The following is an 18,985-nucleotide window of genomic DNA, read 5'->3' as shown; positions in this document are numbered from 1 at the left end:
ATGTCCGACGGCTTTGAATGGCAGGGGCGCCCCTACAAGTCGCTGTCCGCCATCGCGCGCGCCATCACCGGCACTCGCTGGAATGGCTGGGTCTTCTTCGGTCTCAAGAACCACAGGGGGCGGACATGACGAAGCCGCCCGAAAAATCAAAGGTCGTCCGCAAGCTTCGCTGCGCTGTCTACACTCGGAAATCCTCAGAGGAAGGGCTGGAGCAGGAGTTCAACAGCCTGCATGCCCAGCGCGAAGCGTGCGAGGCATTCATCGCCAGCCAGCGGTCCGAGGGCTGGGTGCTGGTTCGCGATCAGTACGACGACGGCGGCATCTCCGGCGGCACGCTTGAACGCCCGGGCCTGAAGCGGTTGATGGCCGACATCGAGGACGGATTGGTCGATGTGGTGGTGGTGTACAAGATCGACCGCCTCAGCCGCTCGCTGGCCGACTTCGCCAAGCTGGTCGAGGTGTTCGACCGGAACGGCGTGACCTTCGTCTCGGTCACGCAGTCGTTCAACACCACCACGTCGATGGGGCGGCTGACGCTGAACATCCTTCTGTCCTTCGCCCAGTTCGAGCGCGAGGTGACGGCCGAGCGCATCCGCGACAAGGTCGCCGCCAGTCGGAAGAAGGGGATGTGGATGGGCGGGGTGCCGCCCTTCGGCTATCGGGTGGAAAACCGGAAGCTGCTGGTCGACGAGGAGAACTCCGAGCATGTGCGCTGGATATTCGCCCGCTTCATCGAGATCGGCTCCTGCACGCTGCTGGCCCGCGAGGTCGGCGCGCGTGGCCTCGGCACGCCGCGCGGCAACCGGATCGACAAAAAGTACCTCTACCGGATGCTGTCCAACCGCGCGTATATCGGCGAGGCGGTCCACAAGGGCGACAGCTATCCCGGCGAGCACGACGCGATCATCGACCGCGAGACATGGGACAAGGTTCACGCCATCCTGCAGGAGAGCCCCCGCAAGCGCGCCGCCCGCACCCGCGCCGACACGCCCGCGCTGCTGAAGGGGCTTCTGTTCGGTCCTGACGGCGCCGCCTTCTCGCCGACACATACCCGCAAGGGCGAAAGGCTCTACCGCTACTATGTCAGCCAGACCGTGCTGAAGCATGGCGCTAGATCTTGCCCGGTCGGCCGCGTGCCCGCTGGCGAGATCGAGACCGCCGTCATCGACCAGCTTCGCGCCGTGTTCCGCCAGCCCGAGATCGTGGCAGGGACATGGAAGGCTGCGCGTGCCCGCGCTGACGGAGTCACCGAAGTCGACGCCCGCGCGGCGCTGCAGCAGCTCGATCCGCTGTGGGATGAACTGTTCCCGTCCGAACAGGCGCGCATCGTGGCACTGCTGGTCGAGCGGGTCGAGATCGTCACGGAAGGCCTGAACGTCCGGCTGCGTATGGACGGACTGGCCGGGCTGGCGCGCGAAATCACCGCCGACATAGGAGCAGCCGCATGACCCGCGCCACCCCGGTCCCCGATACTGTCACCATCCATGTCCCGTTCCGCCTCGTGAAGCGTGGGGGGCGTAAGGAGATGCAGTTGCCCGAAGGCGCGTCCACCCCGCGCCGCCCCGATGACGCACTCGTCAAGGCACTGGCCCGCGCGTTTCGCTGGAAGCGGATGCTGGACTCGGGCGAGTTCGCGTCGATTTCCGAACTGGCTGAGATGGAAGGGATCGCCTTCACTTACATGGCTCGCCTCTTGCGCCTGACCCTTCTGGCGCCAGATATCGTTGAGGCGATCCTGGATGGAAGGCAGCGGCCGGAGTTGACACTTGCGCGGGTTCTGGAGCCGTTTCCGGTTGAATGGTCAAGACAGACATCGGATAGATAGCGGAATCCCCTGAGCACCCTATCCAAACCGTGCTGCCAAGAGGGGGCATCAGAAATTGGTAGGGGCATCAAATGGCCATCAAGAAGAGCGACATATACCGATCCCTTTGGGAAAGCTGCGACCAGCTTCGCGGCGGCATGGATGCCTCGCTTTACAAGGATTACATCCTCACCCTCCTCTTTGTGAAATACGTCTCCGACCGCGCGGGCCAGCCCGACGCGTTGATCGAGGTGCCGCCAGGCGCATCCTTCGATGACATGAAGGCCCTGCGCGGGTCCAAGAACATCGGCGAGGGGATGGACACGATCATCGCCCGCATCGCCGAAGAGAACGACCTCAGTGGCGTGATCGACCGGGCCTTCTTCAACGACGCAGAGAAGTTTGGACGCGGCCAGAAGATGATCAACACGCTGACCGCGCTTATCAACATCTTCAGCAGAGAAGAACTGAACTTCTCGAAGAACCGGGCCGACGGCGACGACATCCTCGGCGACGCCTACGAATACCTGATGCGCAACTTCGCGACCGAGGCGGGCAAGTCCAAGGGGCAGTTCTATACCCCGGCCGAGGTCTCGCGCGTCGTCGCCGCCGTGGCGGGCGTCAGCCGCGCGACCAGCCCGAAGCAAACCGTCTACGACCCGACCTGCGGCTCGGGCTCGCTGCTGCTGAAAGCTGCCGAGACCGCCCGCGTGCCCATCACCATCTTCGGGCAAGAGATGGACATCGCCACCCGCGGCCTCGCGCGCATGAATATGATCATGCACAACCGCGCCACAGCCGAGATCGCGCAGGGCGATGTCATCGCCGAACCGCACTTCCTGGCCGACGCCCACACCCTGCAGACCTTCGATTTCGTTGTTGCCAACCCGCCCTTTTCGGCCAAGGCTTGGGCCGCCGGGCTGACCTCGGAAACGAAGTACGGCCGGTTCGACGATGGCGAACCGCCCGCCAAGAACGGCGATTTCGCCTTCCTCCTGCACATCCTCGCCTCGATGAAGGCCACGGGCTCGGGCGCAGTCATCCTGCCGCATGGTGTCCTCTTCCGTGGCAATGCCGAGGCGAAGCTGCGCGAGAAGATCCTGAAACGGGGCTACATCAAGGGCGTCATCGGCCTGCCCGCAAACCTATTCTATGGCACCGGCATCCCCGCCTCGATCATCGTGCTCGACAAGTCCGAGGCCACCGCCAACCGCCCCGTCTTCATGATCGACGCCTCCAGGGGCTTCATCAAGGACGGCAACAAGAACCGCCTGCGCGAGCGGGACATCCACAAGATCATCGACGCCTTCACGCGCGCCCAGACGATCCCCGGCTATTCCCGCCTCGTCCCCTTCGACGAGATCGCCCGTAATGACTTCAACCTCAACATTCCCCGCTACATCGACGGCTCCGACCCCGAGGATCTGCAGGACATCACCGCCCACCTGCATGGCGGCGTGCCGGAGAGGGACATTGACGCGCTGGGCGAGTTCTGGGCCGTCATGCCCACGCTGCGCGCCACGCTCTTCGGGCCGAACCCGCGCAAGGGCTACGCCGATCCGCTGGTCGTCCCTGATCAGGTGCGCACGACCATCCGCAACCACCCGGATTTCGCGGCCTTCCGCGCGCAGGTCACCGCCATCCTCAACGGCTGGATCACCGCCAACACCCCCCTCCTGGTGGGCATCAAACAGGGCGACCACCCGCGCGACCTGATCCATACGATTGCCGAGGATATGCTGGCCCGCTTCGACGCCGCCCCCCTGGTCGACAAGTATGAGGCCTATCAGCGCCTGATGGCCTATTGGGCCGCCACCATGCAGGACGATGTGTTCATCATCGCTGGCGGCGGCTGGCTGGCGGCGCGTGATCTGCGCGAGGCGCGCAAGGAAACCAGCGACGACGGCAAGGTGAAATGGCTGGAAGAGGGCGACCTGACGGTGAACAAGGTCCGCCTTGTGGCCGATGTGATCCCGCCCGCCCTGATCACCGCGCGCTTCTTCGCCGACCTCAAGGCCGCGCTGGATCAGGCCACTGCCCGGACCGAGGAACTGGGGCGCGAGATCGAGGAGATGGCCGAGGAACACGGGGCCGAGGGTGGGCTGTTCGAGGAATTGATGGCCGACGGCGGCAAGCTGACGGCGGGCGGTGTGAAGGCGCGGCTGAAGGACAGGGGCTTGGAGCCGGATGAAAAGGCCCTGCTGAAACAGGCGGCCCAGCTGTTCGAGGAAGAGGCCGAGGCGAAACGCGCGGCGAAAGAGGCCGAGGCCCGGCTGACCGAAGCGGTGCTGAAGAAATACCCCACCCTGACGATGGGCGAGATCCAGACCCTTGTGGTGCAGGACAAGTGGCTGGCCGACATCACGGCGGCCATCGGGGCCGAGGTCGAGGCGCGGACGGAGACGCTGACCGCCCGCGTGCGGGTGCTGACCGAACGCTATGGCCAGACCCTGCCGCAGATCATGGAGGATCTGGCCGGGCTGGAGGCGCGGGTGGCCGGGCATCTGGCAGCGATGGGGGTGGCGCCTCAATGAAACCAATGAACGCAATCGCGGCTTGGGACAGCCGAGAGCTTGCAGAGGTCGCTCGAATTGAGACGGGCGGAACGCCCCCAACCTCTGACAGATCACTCTACGGCAACGATGTTCCGTTCGCCTCGCCTGCCGATATCGGTGCCCAACGCTGGATCACCACAACAGACAAGAACCTATCGTTGGCAGGCTGGAATAGAGCTCGACGTTTGCCCGCAGGTTCGATTCTAGTCGTCTGCATCGGATCGACCATCGGCAAAGTGGGTATGGCCGCCATCCCTATGGCAACAAATCAGCAAATCAACGCGGTGATCCCATCGGAAAAGATCGACCGTGATTTTCTGTATTATTTCCTCTGCCTCTCAGCAAACGAGATTAGAGGGCAGGCAAGCGAGCAAGCGGTTCCGATCATAAACAAGTCAACTTTTGGACGCTTGATCGTTGCGATGCCCCCTCTCCCCGAACAACAGGCCATCGCCGCCGCGTTGTCGGATGCGGATGGGGTGGTGGCGGGGTTGGAGCGGGTGATCGCCAAGAAGCGCCTGATCAAGCAGGGCGCGATGCAAGACCTCCTCACGGCCCGCCGGCGCCTGCCGGGGTTCTCGGGGGAGTGGGAGGTGAAGAGGCTGGGCGAACTGGGCGAAATCTCCGGCTCCGGCGTTGACAAAAAACTGCGCGAAGGTGAGCAGCCGGTTCGCCTTCTCAACTACACAGACGTGTATCGCGAGACTTACATTCGCGGCACAATTCTCGATCACTGGGTAACCGCCCCTGAAGCAAAAGCACGGCGCTGTTCCGTTCGGAAGGGCGATGTGTTCTTTACCCCTACCTCAGAGACGCCAGACGACATCGCAAGAAGTGCCGTGGCTGCTGAAGATATCCCAAACGCGACATACAGTTATCACGTCGTCAGGCTGCGCTTCAAAGAAGAAGATTGCCTCGACTTTTGGGCACACATGTTCGAGATCGATTCCTTTCGAGCCCAAGCACGGCAGAATGCGGATGGAAGTGGCACGAGATACATCGTGACGCTTCCAAAGTTCCGCAACATGACCGTTCGTATTCCCAACCGGAAGGAACGAGAAGCGATCGGCGAGATTCTGCGGGATATGTCTATCGAACTGGAGGTCCTCGACGCCCGCCTCGCCAAGGCGCGGGCGGTGAAGGAGGGGATGATGCAAAACCTTTTGACAGGGCGCGTCAGGCTGGTCTGACTCATGTACCAGTGTTTTAAGGAGGTTTTTTCATGGCCATCGGCGATCCGGAACGCGCCACGCAGAACCGCATGATCGCGCAGCTGTGCGGCGATACCTCCGGGCAGACCGGCGGACTCGGCTGGCGTTACCTCGGCGACTGGCAGAAGCGTGAAGGCAACGCCAATATCGAACCCTCCCTGTTGCGCCCCTGGCTGCTGGCCCGTGGCCATGACCCCGAGGTGGCGACCAAGGCCATCGCCGAGTTGCAACGCACCGCCCGGATGGACGGGCTGAAGCTTTATGAGGCGAACCGCGCCACCTATGACATGCTGCGCTATGGCGTGCAGGTCACCCCCGGCCCCGGCGAGGCCCCGGTCACCGTGCGCTTCGTCGATTGGGACACCCCCGCCGCCAATGATCTGGGCGTCGCCGAAGAGGTGGCGGTCGCCGCCAAGAACCCCAAGGCCTACAACAAGCGCCCCGACCTGGTGATGTATGTGAACGGCATCGCGCTGGGTGTGGTGGAGCTGAAGAAATCCACCGTGGGCCTCGGCGAGGGCATCCGCCAGACGCTGGACAACCAGCGCCCCGAGTTCATCCGCCACTTCTTCACCACGGTGCAGATCACCTTTGCCGGCAACGACATGCAGGGCCTGCGCTATGCCGCGATCCAGACCCCGCAGCCCTATTGGCTGGCCTGGAAGGAGGAGAGCGCGATCACCAACCCGCTCGACCGCGATGTGGCGCAGATGCTGGCGCCCGCGCGGTTCCTGGAGCTGATCAACGATTTCATCCTGTTCGATGCCGGCATCAAGAAGGTCGCCCGCCCCAACCAGTATTTCGCCGTGAAGGCCGCGCAAGAGGCCGTGGCGGCGAAGAAGGGCGGGATCATTTGGCAGACCCAAGGCTCGGGGAAAAGCCTGATCATGGTGATGCTGGCCCGCTGGATCCGCGAGGCCCGCCCCGATGCGCGGATCCTCGTTGTGACAGACCGCAAGGAACTGGACGACCAGATCGAGGCGGTCTTTGGCAACACCGGCGACAAGGTGCGCCGCGCGAAATCCGGCGCCGATCTGTTGGCGGCACTGGCCGACCCGAAGGACCGCGTCGTTTCCTCGCTGGTCCACAAGTTCGGGCGGCGCGAAGAGGACGAGCTGGGTGCGATGATCGCCGACATCCAGCGCGGCCAGATCGGCGCGCCGGTTGGCGAGTTTTTCGTCTTCATCGACGAGGCGCACCGGACCCAATCGGGCAAGCTGGCCCGCGCGATGCGGTCGATCCTGCCGGGTTCGGTGTTCTTCGGCTTCACAGGCACGCCGCTTCTGCGGTCGGACAAGCAGACCTCGCTCGAGGTTTTCGGCCCCTATATCGGGACACCCTACCGCTTCAACGAGGCCGTCGAGGATGGCGTCGTGCTGGATCTGCGATACGAGGCGCGCGATATCGACCAGCGCGTGGCCTCTCCCAAAAAGATCGACGAATGGTTCGAGGCCAAAACGAAGGGCCTGACCCCGGTGGCCAAGGCGACCCTGAAACAGCGATGGGGCACGTTGCAGCGCGTGCTGTCCTCGAAGGATCGCCTGGAACAGATCGCCAACGACATCATCATGGACATGGAGCTGAAGCCGCGCCTGAAGGCAGGCCGTGGGAACGCCATGCTGGTCGCGGGCTCGATCCCCGAGGCGTGCAGGCTGTTCGAGATCTTCCGCAATTCCGGTTCTGACCTTGCCGGGAAATGCGCCATCGTCACGTCGTACACCCGCAACGCCTCGGAACTGACCGGCGAAGAGGCCGGGATGGGCGAGACGGAAAAGCAGTACGTCTATCGCGTTTATGACCGACTGATGACCGATCTGGGCACGGATGAAGAGGCCTACGAGACCGAGGCGCTGCGGAAGTTCCGCAAGGAACCGGCGCAGATGAAGCTGCTGATCGTCGTCAGCCGCCTGCTGACCGGCTTCGATGCGCCGACGGCGACCTACATCTACATCGACAAGCAGATGCGCGACCATGGCCTGTTCCAGGCGATCTGCCGGGTGAACCGCCTGGACGGTGACGACAAGGATTACGGCTATGTCGTCGACTACAAGGACCTGTTCAAGAACATCGAAACGGCCGTCGAGGATTATACCTCGGGCGCCTTCGACGCCTTCGATGCTGCCGATGTCGAGGGGCTGATTTCTTCGCGGGCCGAAAAGGCGGGCGAGGATCTGATGGCCGCGCGCGATGCGTGGTTCGGGCTTCTTGATCCGGTTGAGCAGCCCAAAGGCGACGACCAGATGCTTGCCTATTTCTCCAGTCCCGGAGGATGGGAGGCCGATCCGCAGGCCGATGAAAAGGCGCGGCGGCGTCAGGCTCTCTACAAGCTGGCAGGGGCCTATGCCCGTGCCTTCGCATCGGTGGCGGATGATCCCGCAGCCTCCGGGGTCAATGACCTGCAGTTGGCGCAGTACCGCAACGAGGTGGAACGGGCGATTTCGCTACGGGATGCTGTGCGCCTGCACAGCGGCGATGCCGTGGACATGAAACAGTTCGAACCCGCGATGCGGCACCTAATCGACACCTATATCAAGGCCGACGAATCCGAGGTAATCTCGCATCTGGACGATATCAGCCTGATCGACCTGGTGGCGAGCAAAGGGGCGGCAGCCGAGGGGGAGTTGCCGAGTTCTCTGAAGACGAAGCGTGAGAACGTGGCCGAAGCCATCGAGAACAACGTGCGCAGGCTGATCATCGATGAAACGCCGGTGAACCCGAAGTTCTACGAACGAATGTCCGAGCTGCTGACCGACCTAGTCAAGAAACGTAAGGACGACGCCATCGCCTACGCGGAATACCTGGAAAAGATCGCGGAACTGGTCAGGGCGGTAAAGGCCGGGCACGGCAGCGAATACCCGCCGACCATGACCACGACAGGGCGCAAGGCGCTCTATGACAATCTCGCTCAGGATGAAGCCGCGACCATGGCGGTTGATGAGGCAATCCGAAGCACCGCCCAGACGGGATGGCGCGGCAACAAGATGAAGGAGCGGATGCTGCGGCGAAAACTGCTGGAGATACTCGATGCGGAGGACGCCGTGGACAGCATCATCGAGATCATTCGGTCCCATGATGAATACTGAAGTGATCGAGATCGCCGGGCTGTCGGTAGAACTGGTCCGCAAACCGATCAAGAACCTGCATATCGGGGTCTATCCTCCGGCCGGTCGCGTGCGGGTCGCTGCCCCTTCAGCCATCAGCGAAGACGCTGTCCGGGTGGCGGTTGTGACCCGGCTCGGCTGGATCAAGAAAAAGCAGCGCGAGTTCGAGGGTCAGGCCCGCCAATCCGAACGCCGGTATGTCTCAGGCGAAACCCATTTTGTCTTCGGGAAACCGCTCAGGCTTCTGGTCCAGCCGACCGACAAGAACCGCTGCGCAATCCGTCCAGACGCTTCGGATCGCCTGACGATGTTGGTGCCAGCAGGCTCAACGCCCGATCAGAATGCACGCAGGATGGCGACGTGGTACCGATCGCAGCTGCGGGAAAAGGCCGCTCCCCGTATTGTCAAGTGGTCGGATCGGCTGGGCGTACCGGTACCGCGGTGGGGCATCAGGTTGATGAAGACGAAGTGGGGCAGCTGCAATCCCGAAAAGGGGCTCGTGTGGCTGAACCTCGACCTGGCGAAGAAGCCTCTGGCCGCCCTCGACTACGTCATCCTGCATGAAATGGCCCATTTCGTATCACCGCGACACGACGAGCTCTTCTTGAACACCCTCGATCGAAACATGCCGGGGTGGCGACAAATCCGGTCAGACCTCAACGCGCTTCCCCTGTCGGATTGAAGCTCGCTGCAGGAGTTCGATTTCTGTTCCATCTCACGAACGCCACCGGCGTCGAAGTGTTCAGGTGGCGCGAGGATCTGCCCCTATATTTTCAATCGGTTACGGGCTCTACACCGGATGCTCGCAGTCGAGAGGTCCGGAGAATATCGGGCTTCAGAGAACCATTCCGGCTGCTGCAGCGAGGACGCCAGTGCAAAGCCAACCGCGTATAACCCTCGAAAGCAACGGGAAAATCCGGCCGAGGCGGGATCGGGAGAACGATTCCTTGAAGGGAAGTGGCGGAGGGGATGGGTCTGACGTCCAACCTTCTCCACCTTAAGGGATTGATTTCATTATACAAGATCCCAACAGCTCTCGCTTCAGATCACGAACACCGGCGCGAACCCACCCCCTAGCGTCCTGAAATTTGTGGTCTGGCCTTGATAAAGGCGCGCGGCCACCAGAAGCACCTGCCCATCATAGGTATACAGTCGCACGTCCATTTTGCGCCTCTGGGGTGTCTCGTCGATCTTGATCATGCGCTCGCTGGGGCGGACCAGCGTCTGGGCAACGTATCCGCCTCCCGCGATCTCCGCCCAGACTCCTTTCGTCAGCTTGTCGCCACGATATACCGCCTTGCCACCATGTCCTCCTGTCGGCTTGAAGAACAGGTCCTTGCGGGATTTCCAAAGTGCATCAGCGTTGTCGGGATTGACCAGAACGGTGCGTGGAACGGCAGCAAGCCCGGCCCGAATCCCCGGGTCGACTCCCCATGCCTCAAGTGTCGCGGAATTCGAAAGAAGCGAAAGGTTGCGCTTGTCGGCAAGGAGCGCGTGGTTGTGCGGATTCGGCGTTACGACAACCGCGCCATCACGGTAGGATTCCTGCAATGCCTTGTGCTCGGGCTGATCAAAGGCGAAATCGGTGACCCGGTTGTAAACGAGATCGATCGTCTTTCCGTCGACGCTGAGCTGACCATCGTCGTAGCTAAGGTGACCGGCGTCGGCGATGACCGCGTCTACCCCTCGTGCCGCCAAAACTTGCCGCGCGAGCACGAATTCGGGATAAAGATACTGTTCCGGCGGATTGTCGTCGACGATGGCGATGCGTTCTGGCGCGCCCGTTCCACGCTGCCGAATCCATTCGTTCTGGAACATGCGGAACGCCGCGTCCTCAAAGGATAGCAGCGTCGGGGGGATGTCCATTTCGGCACAACACGCGCGCTGCGCCCTTGCAAGAAAGGCATTGAGAAATGCCCCGCCGGCGTTGGTATTGATCTCGATCAGCCGGGGGCCGTCTTCGCCAAGATGAAAGTCGTAGCCCATCAATGCCCCGATCGGACCGTGATCCGCCCGCGCGATTTCCGGCGCCCAGGAAAGGACCGCGGCTTTGTATGCCGCGAGTTGGGCGGTGGTCTCCACAGCCGCTGCGATGGCGCGCATCTCATCCACGGTGGTGGCCGAAAGGAACACCGGTACGTGCGAGAACAGATGGGCCTTGGGGCGGATGAACGTCTCGAAGAATGCCGGCTCACCGGCCTCGCGCTCCATCGCTTCGCGCAGCGATGGAAGGTCCAGTGTAACGCAGAAGCAGTTCTTGTTGAGTCGGTCCGTGCGGTCCTGAACCCGCTTCGATGAACTGGAGCCGGGATTGTTCATCGAGGGAAAACCCGAGGCGGCGCCAAGATCGAGCGCGCTTCAAATGCCAAGTAAGCCATGAATAATCCCACGAACATCCCTCCCAAAGGTTTCGCCATCAGGTCGATCCAAACATGCCGCTTCTGTTCGGCGGCATCAACTGTGACCGGTGGGCCTCGGGAAATTGCACTGCCGGTCGCAGGGGCAGCTCCATCCCGAAGGTGCCATCAGTGTGGTTGCGACACATTCTCCTGGTAGGTCCGCTCGCGCTCTGGCCAGGTGCTCTTGATATAGGCGAGGACAGCCCGGATCTCGGCGTCGCTGAGAAGATCGGCAAACCCCGGCATGTCGCTCTCATAGCCGCCCCCGACGATGGCGGCCGTGCCTTCCCTGACGATGCGGAACAGGATGTCATCGGGATGGTGCCACGTGTGGCCGCCGGCATCGTGCGGTGGCGCCGGGAGACGCCCGGACGGAAGGGGCGTCTTCCAGTCCGGCTGCCCCTCGAGCTGCGCACCGTGGCAGGACGCACATTGGTCCGCATAGATCTGCCGGCCCTGTTCGATGACTTCTGCAGATGACGCGGCGTTGGATGCGGTCTGGGCATAGTGCCTGCCAGCGAAGACCGCCATGACCAGGCCTCCGACGAGCAACCCGGGCCACAAGATATTACGGAGTTCTTTTCGCATGAGTTGCATGATTGGTGGCGAGGAATTTCTATTGGCTATATGCCGAGGATGAATTTCTGCCAGAGGCGCGACGCCGGAGGCAATGGACATTCCCGTGACCAGCGCCTATCTTTCCGGCATGTTCTCGCGCCTCGTCACCATGCTTGCCGTACTCGCGATCGCCGTCATGACGACGGTGACCTCCGCGCATGCGGCGCGCTTGAGCGCAGAGCCGGATCACTCGGTGCATGTCGGCGAGATGATGCAGGTTGCGGCCGGCAGCGACCGTTCCTGTGACGGCGAACAGCACTGCGGATCGATGGATGCTGGAAGCTGTGAGTTGTTTTGTTCAGGTCTTTTGGTCTTTCTGACATTTCCGAGGGAAGACTCGCCCAGCGTTTACGCGCCTGCCAGCCATGACCTGCCCACCGGTGCAGTGCTTGCCGGTCGGGCACCTGGACTGAACGAACGACCTCCCAAGCACCGTCTCCTCTGATCGCGCGTCCGGGCCGAGGCCCGCGGCGTCTTGTCGGTTTTGATGAACGGGACGAGCTGTCCCGAGGAGACGACCATGAATACCCTTTCACGACGCGGCTTTCTTGCCGCTGGCGCCGCCATGCTGGCCTATGCGCATCTGCCCCGGATCGCGGCAGCGCAGGGCGCCGCCCCGCTGTCGCTGCACGCCGCCACCCGGACGCTCGACATCGACGGTCGCGCCGCCACCGTCTGGGGTCTTGCCGGGCCAGCCGGACAGGGGCTGACACTCGATCCCGGCGCGCGGTTCCGGGTGGATCTGCGCAACGATCTCGATACTGACACGCTGATCCACTGGCACGGCCAGATCCCGCCCAACGCACAGGATGGCGTGCCCGACATGCCTTTGCCGATGCTCGCCCCTGGCGAGACTCGCGCCTATGACTTCGCGCCGCTGCCCGGCACCTACTGGATGCACGCGCATGTGCCGCTGCACGAGATGCGCCTTCTGGCCGCGCCGCTGATCGTGCGCAGCGCCGAGGATGTCGCCGCCGACCGGCAGGAGGTGGTGCTGTTCCTGCATGATTTCTCGTTCAAGGCACCCGAGGAGGTGATGGCCGAGATCCTTGGCGGCCACGGGACCGCCGGCGGTCATGGAGGCGGCCACGGCGCGGTCATGGGCGGCATGGCGGCCATGGACCACGGCGCGATGGGGAACATGCCGATGGGTGGCATGGATCACGGCGCCATGGGTGGCATGACGGGAATGGGCGCCATGGACGGCATGGCGATGGACCTCAACGACTACGACTGGGACGCCTATCTCGCCAACGACCGCACGCTTTCGGATCCCGAGGTGGTGCAGGTCGAGCGCGGCGGGCGCATCCGCCTGCGGGTGATCAACGCCGCCGCGGCAACGGTGTTCTGGATCGAGACTGGCGAAGCGCAGGCCCGGCTCGTCGCGGTCGATGGCCATGCCGTTCAGCCCGTCCCCGGCACGCGGTTCGGCTTGGCCATGGGCCAACGGCTAGACCTCGAGATCGACCTGCCGCAGGAGGGCGGCGCCTGGCCGATCCTCGCGCTGCGGGAAGGCGCGCGAGAGCGGACCGGGCTGATCCTTACCACGCAGGGCGCCGAAATACGGCGCATCGACACCATGGCGGAGGCCGAAGCGCCTGCCTTCGACAGCGACCTTGCGCAGGAGACGCGTCTGATCGCCGCGGGCGCTTTGCCGGATCGGCCGGTGGACCGCAGCCACATGGTGATGCTGGGCGGCTCGATGCAGCCCTATGTGTGGACGATCAACGGGGCCGTCTGGGGCCAGCATCGCCCGCTTGCCGCACAGAGCGGCGAGCGGGTCGTGCTGTCCTTCCACAACATGTCGATGATGGGCCACCCGATGCATCTGCACGGACATGTGTTCCAAGTCGTCGGGTTGAACGGGCGTGCGGTCCGAGGCGCGCTGCGCGACACGGTATACGTGCCGCCGATGTCGATGGTCGATATCGCGCTCGACGCCGGCGAGGTCGCGCGCTGGATGCTGCATTGCCACCACATGCCGCATCTCGAGACCGGCATGATGACCGAATTCGCAGTCAACGCATGATCGGGCAAACCGCCAAGGAGGCGTGAGAAATGGCCAGCAAGACAGATCACCATCACCACAACCACGGCCATGTGCACGATCACGCGCATGACCACGCCGCCGTCGCGCGGGACGACACGCACAAGGTCAAGGACCCTGTCTGCGGCATGATGGTCGACCCGCACACGACCGAGCACAAGGCCGAGCATGCCGGCCGGCCGTATTACTTCTGCTCCGCCGGCTGCCGGGCCAAGTTCCTGGCAGAGCCGGAACGTTACCTCGATCCGGCGACCGCGGCGGCCACGGCAGAGCCGGTGCCCGAGGGGACGATCTATACCTGCCCGATGCACCCGGAGATCCGGCAGGTCGGCCCCGGCTCCTGCCCGATCTGCGGCATGGCGCTGGAGCCGGTGCTGGTCAGTCTCGAGGCCGGACCCAACGAGGAACTGATCGACATGACACGTCGGTTCTGGATCGGACTGGCGCTGACGATACCAGTGGTCGTCCTCGAAATGGGCGGCCATTTTCTTGGCTTGAGCCATTATGTCGGCCAGCTGACCTCGAACTGGCTGCAACTGATCCTCGCAACGCCGGTCGTTCTCTGGGCCGGCTGGCCATTCTTTCAGCGCGGCTGGCAGTCGCTGGTCAACCGCAGCCTCAACATGTTCACCCTGATCGCCATGGGCACCGGGACCGCCTGGATCTACAGCGTCGTCGCCACAGTTGCGCCCGGTATCTTTCCCGATGCGTTTCGCCAGCATGACGGTTCCGTCGCGGTCTATTTCGAGGCGGCGGCGGTCATCACCGTGCTGGTGCTGCTCGGGCAGGTGTTGGAACTGCGGGCGCGAGAGAGCACCAGCGGCGCCATCCGCGCGCTGCTCGACCTCGCCCCCAAGACCGCCCGGATCATTCGCGACGATGGCATGGAGGAGGAGGTTCCGCTCGACAGCGTGCATGTCGGCGACCGCCTGCGTGTGCGTCCCGGCGAGAAGGTGCCGGTCGATGGCGAAGTGCTGGAAGGCCGCAGCGCCGTCGATGAATCGATGGTGACGGGTGAATCGATGCCTGTGACCAAGGAGGCCGGTGCATCGGCCATCGGCGGCACCATGAACCAGTCCGGCGCGCTGGTGATCGAGGCGCGGAAAGTTGGCCGCGACACCATGTTGTCGCAGATCGTCCAGCTTGTCGCCGAGGCGCAGCGGAGCCGCGCGCCGATCCAGCGCCTCGCCGACCAAGTGTCGGGCTGGTTCGTGCCGGCGGTGATCGTGATCGCGATCCTTGCCTTCATCGCCTGGTCGATCGGGGGCCCGGAGCCGCGTTTCTCCTTCGGTCTGATCGCTGCCGTGTCGGTGCTGATCATCGCCTGTCCCTGCGCGTTGGGGTTGGCGACGCCGATGTCGATCATGGTCGGCGTCGGCCGTGGCGCGCAGGCGGGCGTGCTGATCAAGAACGCCGAGGCGCTGGAGAATATGGAGAAGGTCAACACCATCATCGTCGACAAGACCGGCACTCTGACCGAGGGCCGGCCCGCTGTGACCGCCATCGTTCCGGCTGCTGGCTTCAGCGAGGACGAGGCGCTGCGGCTTGCCGCCAGTGTGGAGCGGGCCAGCGAGCATCCGCTGGCGCTGGCCATCGTCCGCGCCGCCGAGGAGCGCGGGATCGCGACGGCGCCGGTTGCGGATTTCGACTCGCCGACCGGGAAGGGCGCGCTCGGGGTGGTCGAAGGCAAGCGCATTCCGCTTGGCAATGCGAAGTTCCTCGCCGAGCAAGGCGTCGATGTCGCTCCGCTCGCCGATGAGGCCGACCGGCTGCGCGAGGACGGGGCGACCGCGATCTTCATGGGGGTGGATGGCCGCGTCGCCGCGATCTTCGCCATTGCCGATCCGGTCAAGCCATCGACGCCGGAGGCGCTGGCCGCGCTCAAGGAACAAGGCATCCGCGTGGTCATGCTCACCGGCGACAACTGGACCACAGCGAAGGCCGTCGCGCGCCATCTCGGCATCGACGAGGTCGAGGCCGAGGTTCTGCCCGATCAGAAAAGCGCGGTGGTGCAGCGGCACAAGGCGGCGGGCGAAGTTGTGGCGATGGCGGGCGATGGGGTGAACGACGCGCCGGCGCTGGCGGCCGCCGATGTCGGCATCGCCATGGGCACAGGCACCGATGTGGCGATGGAAAGCGCCGGTGTCACGCTGCTGAAGGGCGATCTGAACGGCATCGTCCGCGCCCGCCGGCTGTCGCAGGCGGTGATGGGCAACATCCGCCAGAACCTGTTCTTCGCTTTCATCTACAACGCGCTCGGCGTGCCGGTCGCAGCCGGAGTCCTCTATCCGTTCTTCGGCATCCTGCTGTCGCCGATCATTGCGGCCGCCGCCATGGCGCTCTCATCGGTCAGCGTCATCACCAATGCCGCTCGGCTGCGGAGGGTGAAGCTATGACGATGCCGGTGCCAAGGCCCTCGGTTTGCCCATCACTCCCTTGTGAGCCGGATGCGGACCGTGACGGCGAGACAATGAATCCATGGAAAAAGGTGTGACTATGAGAAACGACAGCAACATCAGCCGGCGCGCCATCCTGGCCGCTGCCGGCGCGCTGCCCCTGCTGATGTCCACGGCCGGCTGGGGACATGCCGAAACGCTGCCGCTGGTGAGCGTTACCAAGGATCCGTCCTGCGGCTGCTGCGATGGCTGGATCGCGCACATCGAGGATGCGGGATTCCCGGTGCGGGTGGTGGAATCCACCGACATGGACAGCTTCAAGCAGCGCCTCGGCGTGCCGGCCGAACTGGCATCGTGCCACACTGCCGAGGTGGACGGCTATGTGATCGAGGGTCATGTGCCTGCCGCAGCGATCCGCCGCCTGCTGGCCGAGCGGCCTGACGTGACGGGGCTGGCCGTTCCCGGCATGCCTGCCGGCTCGCCCGGCATGGATTTCCCGGGCGTCGATCCCGAGCCGTATGAAGCGTTCCTGTTCGGCCCGACCACCCGGAGCTTCGGGCGCTTCCTCGGTTCGCGGGAAATCTGAAAGGCGCCGCCGACATGAACGCCAGGCTCGCGGATGATCTCAAACAGCACCTCGCTGTGGCGGCCTGCCTCCGTCCGCGGGGCTGGCGCCCCACGTCGGGTGGCGCGCGACATGAACGCGACATCGCGCAGGGCCGGCGTGCCGCCGGCAAGGAAGGTGGCGCATGACCAAACGGGCCGGGGTCAAATTTCGGGCGAGTTGCGGCCGACTGCGCCGGTTTGCGATCTGCATCCTGCTGCTTGCCATCGGCGCACTGGTTCTGCAGGTCCCAGTCCATGCGAGCCCGACTGGACACGCCATCCACCAGCAACAGGCCGCTGCCCAGGCAAGCCACTGCACCCAGCATCACGCGTCGGACGACCATGGCGCCAATCAATCGCCAAGCTGCGTGAACACGGACGGTAGCCCAAACCTTGCGGATTGCTGTCAGACCTGCCTGACCGCCGCAGTTCCCGTCGCGCCGCCGGAGTTCGGCCCGCCCACGAGCGGTGAGGCTTTCACGGTTGTGCGCCCTGATCCGCACGACCGTTTCCCCGAAGGCATCCTGAGGCCACCACGTCCTATCGCTGCGTGATGCGCAGGGGATGGCCGCGAGAACGAATGTTGTCTCCGGCCGCTCCTGTGCAAACCCGAAAGACCAGCGAACAGAACGGAGAACCGCGACCCGAAACCCCGGGTCAGCGCTCTGGATCCAAAGGATGAAATCAATGAACCGAACCACAATAGCCCTTTCCCTCGGCGTCCTGGCAGGCCTGCCTGGCGCTGCCCTCGCTCAGGCCGGGCATGACGCCCACCACCCGGGAACCCCGCCCGCGCAAGTGCAGCAGGCTCCCGTGCCGACGCCTCCCTCAGGCCAGATGGCTGGTATGCAAGGGATGATGCCAGAGCAGTGCCAAGCCATGATGCAGGCGATGGCCCCGGAATGCATGAGCGCGATGCACCAGATGATGCAGGGCGGAATGATGCAGGGGATGATGGGCGCGCCGAACGAGGGTGCCGCCCCGGCCAACGAAAGCCTTCCGGAGTTCACCCGGGCCTACGTCGAAGCGATGAATGAAATGCACGGGCCGATGATGGACGGCGTCATGGCGGATGATCCGGATGTCGCCTTCGTCCGGGGCATGATCCCCCATCATCAGGGCGCGATCGACATGGCCCGGATCGTCCAGCAATACGGAAACGACCCGCAGACCAGGGCATGGGCGGACCAGATCATCGCGGCGCAGGAAGCCGAGATCGCCGAGATGCAGGCATGGCTGGAGGCGAAGGCCGGCGACGCGCCGTCGCCCTTTGCTCAGACCGGCGGAACGGTCTACTCCGCCAACGAGGGCGGCAATTCCATCAGCGCCTTCGATCTCGGCACGGGGGCGGTCGACACGGTTACGATCCCGGTCGCGCCTCACAACGTCGATCTGACGCCGGATGGCAAGCTTCTGCTGGCGGTCGGAGATCCTGCCGCCGAGGGGGATCACGGCTCGGACGGCCATGGGCATGGCGCGGAGGGCGCGGCCGAGGGTCTGCTGGTCATTCTCGATCCGCGGAACCTCTCGGCGCCCACGGCGACCGTGACGGTAGGCTCGCATCCGGCCCATGTGGTCGCTGACCGGCAGGGGCGCGCATTTGTCTCGCTGGCCGGCGGCGACGAGATCGCCGTGGTCGACCTCGCAAAGGGAGAGGTCATCGGGCGCATCGCGACGGGGGATTATCCGCACGGCCTTCGCCTCAGCCCCGATGAGAGCCAACTCTATGTGGCTAATGTCGAGGATGGCTCGGTTTCCGTCATCGACACGCAGGATCTGACGGAAGTTGCGCGCATTCCGGTGGGCGCAGCGCCCGTTCAGGTCGGGTTTACCCCGTCTGGCGATCAGGTCTACGTCTCTCTCCGGGACGAGAACCGGATGGCCGTCATCGACACCGCCTCCCGCGAGGTGATGAACAGGATCGACGTCGGGCCGAACCCGATCCAGATGGTTGCGACCCCCGATGGAGCCTACGTCTATGTGGCAAACCAGGGCACCGACGCGGAGCCTAACAACACCGTGTCCGTGATCGACACCGCGACCGGTCAGGTCGTGAAGACCCTCGCCACCGGCGGCGGCGCCCATGGGGTCTCGGTATCGACCGACGGGGCATTCGTGTTCGTGACCAACATCGCCGACGATACCGTGTCGATCATCGAAGTGGGGAGCCAGCACGTCGTCAAGACCCTACCGGTTGGTGATCGCCCGAACGGCATCGTCTACGGCGGATCGAGCCGGTAGGTAGTGA

The 18,985-nt window shown here is 64.0% G+C and carries 15 protein-coding genes; 13 read left to right on the top strand and 2 right to left on the bottom strand.

Features of this window, described 5'->3' with window-relative positions:
• The 7 genes from V6L75_RS20150 to V6L75_RS20120 form a co-directional block, all read left to right on the top strand.
• A partial coding sequence (locus tag V6L75_RS20150; RefSeq protein WP_334253261.1) for a DUF2924 domain-containing protein occupies nucleotides 1-129 on the top strand: 129 nt, incomplete at its 5' end.
• Nucleotides 126-1,448, top strand: coding sequence for a recombinase family protein (locus V6L75_RS20145; protein ID WP_334253260.1), 1,323 nt, complete (start codon nucleotides 126-128; stop codon nucleotides 1,446-1,448). The genes V6L75_RS20150 and V6L75_RS20145, both read left to right, overlap by 4 nt.
• Nucleotides 1,445-1,825 (top strand): hypothetical protein, encoded by a 381-nt coding sequence (locus V6L75_RS20140; RefSeq protein WP_068767562.1) that lies wholly within the window; start codon nucleotides 1,445-1,447, stop codon nucleotides 1,823-1,825. Before V6L75_RS20145 ends, V6L75_RS20140 begins: the two co-directional genes overlap by 4 nt.
• A gap of 71 nt (nucleotides 1,826-1,896) precedes the next feature.
• Nucleotides 1,897-4,338, top strand: a complete 2,442-nt coding sequence (locus V6L75_RS20135) for a type I restriction-modification system subunit M (RefSeq protein ID WP_334253259.1) — start codon at nucleotides 1,897-1,899, stop codon at nucleotides 4,336-4,338.
• Entirely contained in the window at nucleotides 4,335-5,549 is a 1,215-nt protein-coding gene (locus V6L75_RS20130; RefSeq protein ID WP_334253258.1) for a restriction endonuclease subunit S, read from the top strand. The genes V6L75_RS20135 and V6L75_RS20130 overlap by 4 nt, the downstream gene beginning before the upstream one ends.
• A gap of 32 nt (nucleotides 5,550-5,581) precedes the next feature.
• Entirely contained in the window at nucleotides 5,582-8,653 is a 3,072-nt protein-coding gene (locus tag V6L75_RS20125) for a type I restriction endonuclease subunit R (RefSeq protein ID WP_334253257.1), read from the top strand.
• On the top strand, nucleotides 8,640-9,353 hold the full coding sequence (locus tag V6L75_RS20120; protein ID WP_334253256.1) for a M48 family metallopeptidase: 714 nt from the start codon (nucleotides 8,640-8,642) through the stop codon (nucleotides 9,351-9,353). Before V6L75_RS20125 ends, V6L75_RS20120 begins: the two co-directional genes overlap by 14 nt.
• Nucleotides 9,354-9,712: 359 nt before the next feature.
• On the opposite strand, the gene V6L75_RS20115 is transcribed toward V6L75_RS20120, so the two are convergent.
• On the bottom strand, nucleotides 9,713-10,990 hold the full coding sequence (locus tag V6L75_RS20115) for an ATP-grasp domain-containing protein (RefSeq protein WP_036709829.1): 1,278 nt from the start codon (nucleotides 10,988-10,990) through the stop codon (nucleotides 9,713-9,715).
• Nucleotides 10,991-11,196: 206 nt separating this feature from the next.
• On the bottom strand, nucleotides 11,197-11,601 hold the full coding sequence (locus V6L75_RS20110) for a c-type cytochrome (protein WP_052174987.1): 405 nt from the start codon (nucleotides 11,599-11,601) through the stop codon (nucleotides 11,197-11,199).
• Between the two features lie 151 nt (nucleotides 11,602-11,752).
• Between V6L75_RS20110 and V6L75_RS20105 the strand changes: the two genes are divergently transcribed.
• The 6 genes from V6L75_RS20105 (at nucleotide 11,753) to copM (ending at nucleotide 18,978) form a co-directional block, all read left to right on the top strand.
• The gene (locus V6L75_RS20105) at nucleotides 11,753-12,133 is read left to right on the top strand and encodes a hypothetical protein (RefSeq protein ID WP_334253255.1); all 381 of its coding nucleotides are present in this window, start codon (nucleotides 11,753-11,755) and stop codon (nucleotides 12,131-12,133) included.
• A 75-nt stretch (nucleotides 12,134-12,208) separates the two neighbouring features.
• Nucleotides 12,209-13,717, top strand: a complete 1,509-nt coding sequence (locus tag V6L75_RS20100) for a multicopper oxidase family protein (protein ID WP_155044758.1) — start codon at nucleotides 12,209-12,211, stop codon at nucleotides 13,715-13,717.
• Nucleotides 13,718-13,746: 29 nt separating this feature from the next.
• Complete coding sequence (locus V6L75_RS20095) at nucleotides 13,747-16,131, top strand: heavy metal translocating P-type ATPase (protein WP_334253254.1); 2,385 nt, start codon at nucleotides 13,747-13,749, stop codon at nucleotides 16,129-16,131.
• 100 nt (nucleotides 16,132-16,231) lie between these two features.
• Nucleotides 16,232-16,717 (top strand): DUF411 domain-containing protein, encoded by a 486-nt coding sequence (locus tag V6L75_RS20090; protein ID WP_155044760.1) that lies wholly within the window; start codon nucleotides 16,232-16,234, stop codon nucleotides 16,715-16,717.
• A gap of 163 nt (nucleotides 16,718-16,880) precedes the next feature.
• Nucleotides 16,881-17,291: a hypothetical protein gene (locus V6L75_RS20085; protein ID WP_147273360.1), complete on the top strand. Its 411-nt coding sequence runs from the start codon at nucleotides 16,881-16,883 to the stop codon at nucleotides 17,289-17,291.
• Between the two features lie 325 nt (nucleotides 17,292-17,616).
• Nucleotides 17,617-18,978 carry a CopM family metallochaperone gene (gene copM, locus V6L75_RS20080; RefSeq protein WP_334253253.1) on the top strand — a complete coding sequence of 454 codons (1,362 nt, stop codon included), beginning with the start codon at nucleotides 17,617-17,619 and terminating at the stop codon, nucleotides 18,976-18,978.
• The last annotated feature ends 7 nt before the right edge of the window (nucleotides 18,979-18,985 follow it).

The organism is Pannonibacter anstelovis (genome assembly GCF_036881715.1).
Lineage (GTDB): Bacteria > Pseudomonadota > Alphaproteobacteria > Rhizobiales > Stappiaceae > Pannonibacter > Pannonibacter anstelovis.
This window is presented reverse-complemented; position numbering and strand designations above follow the sequence as displayed.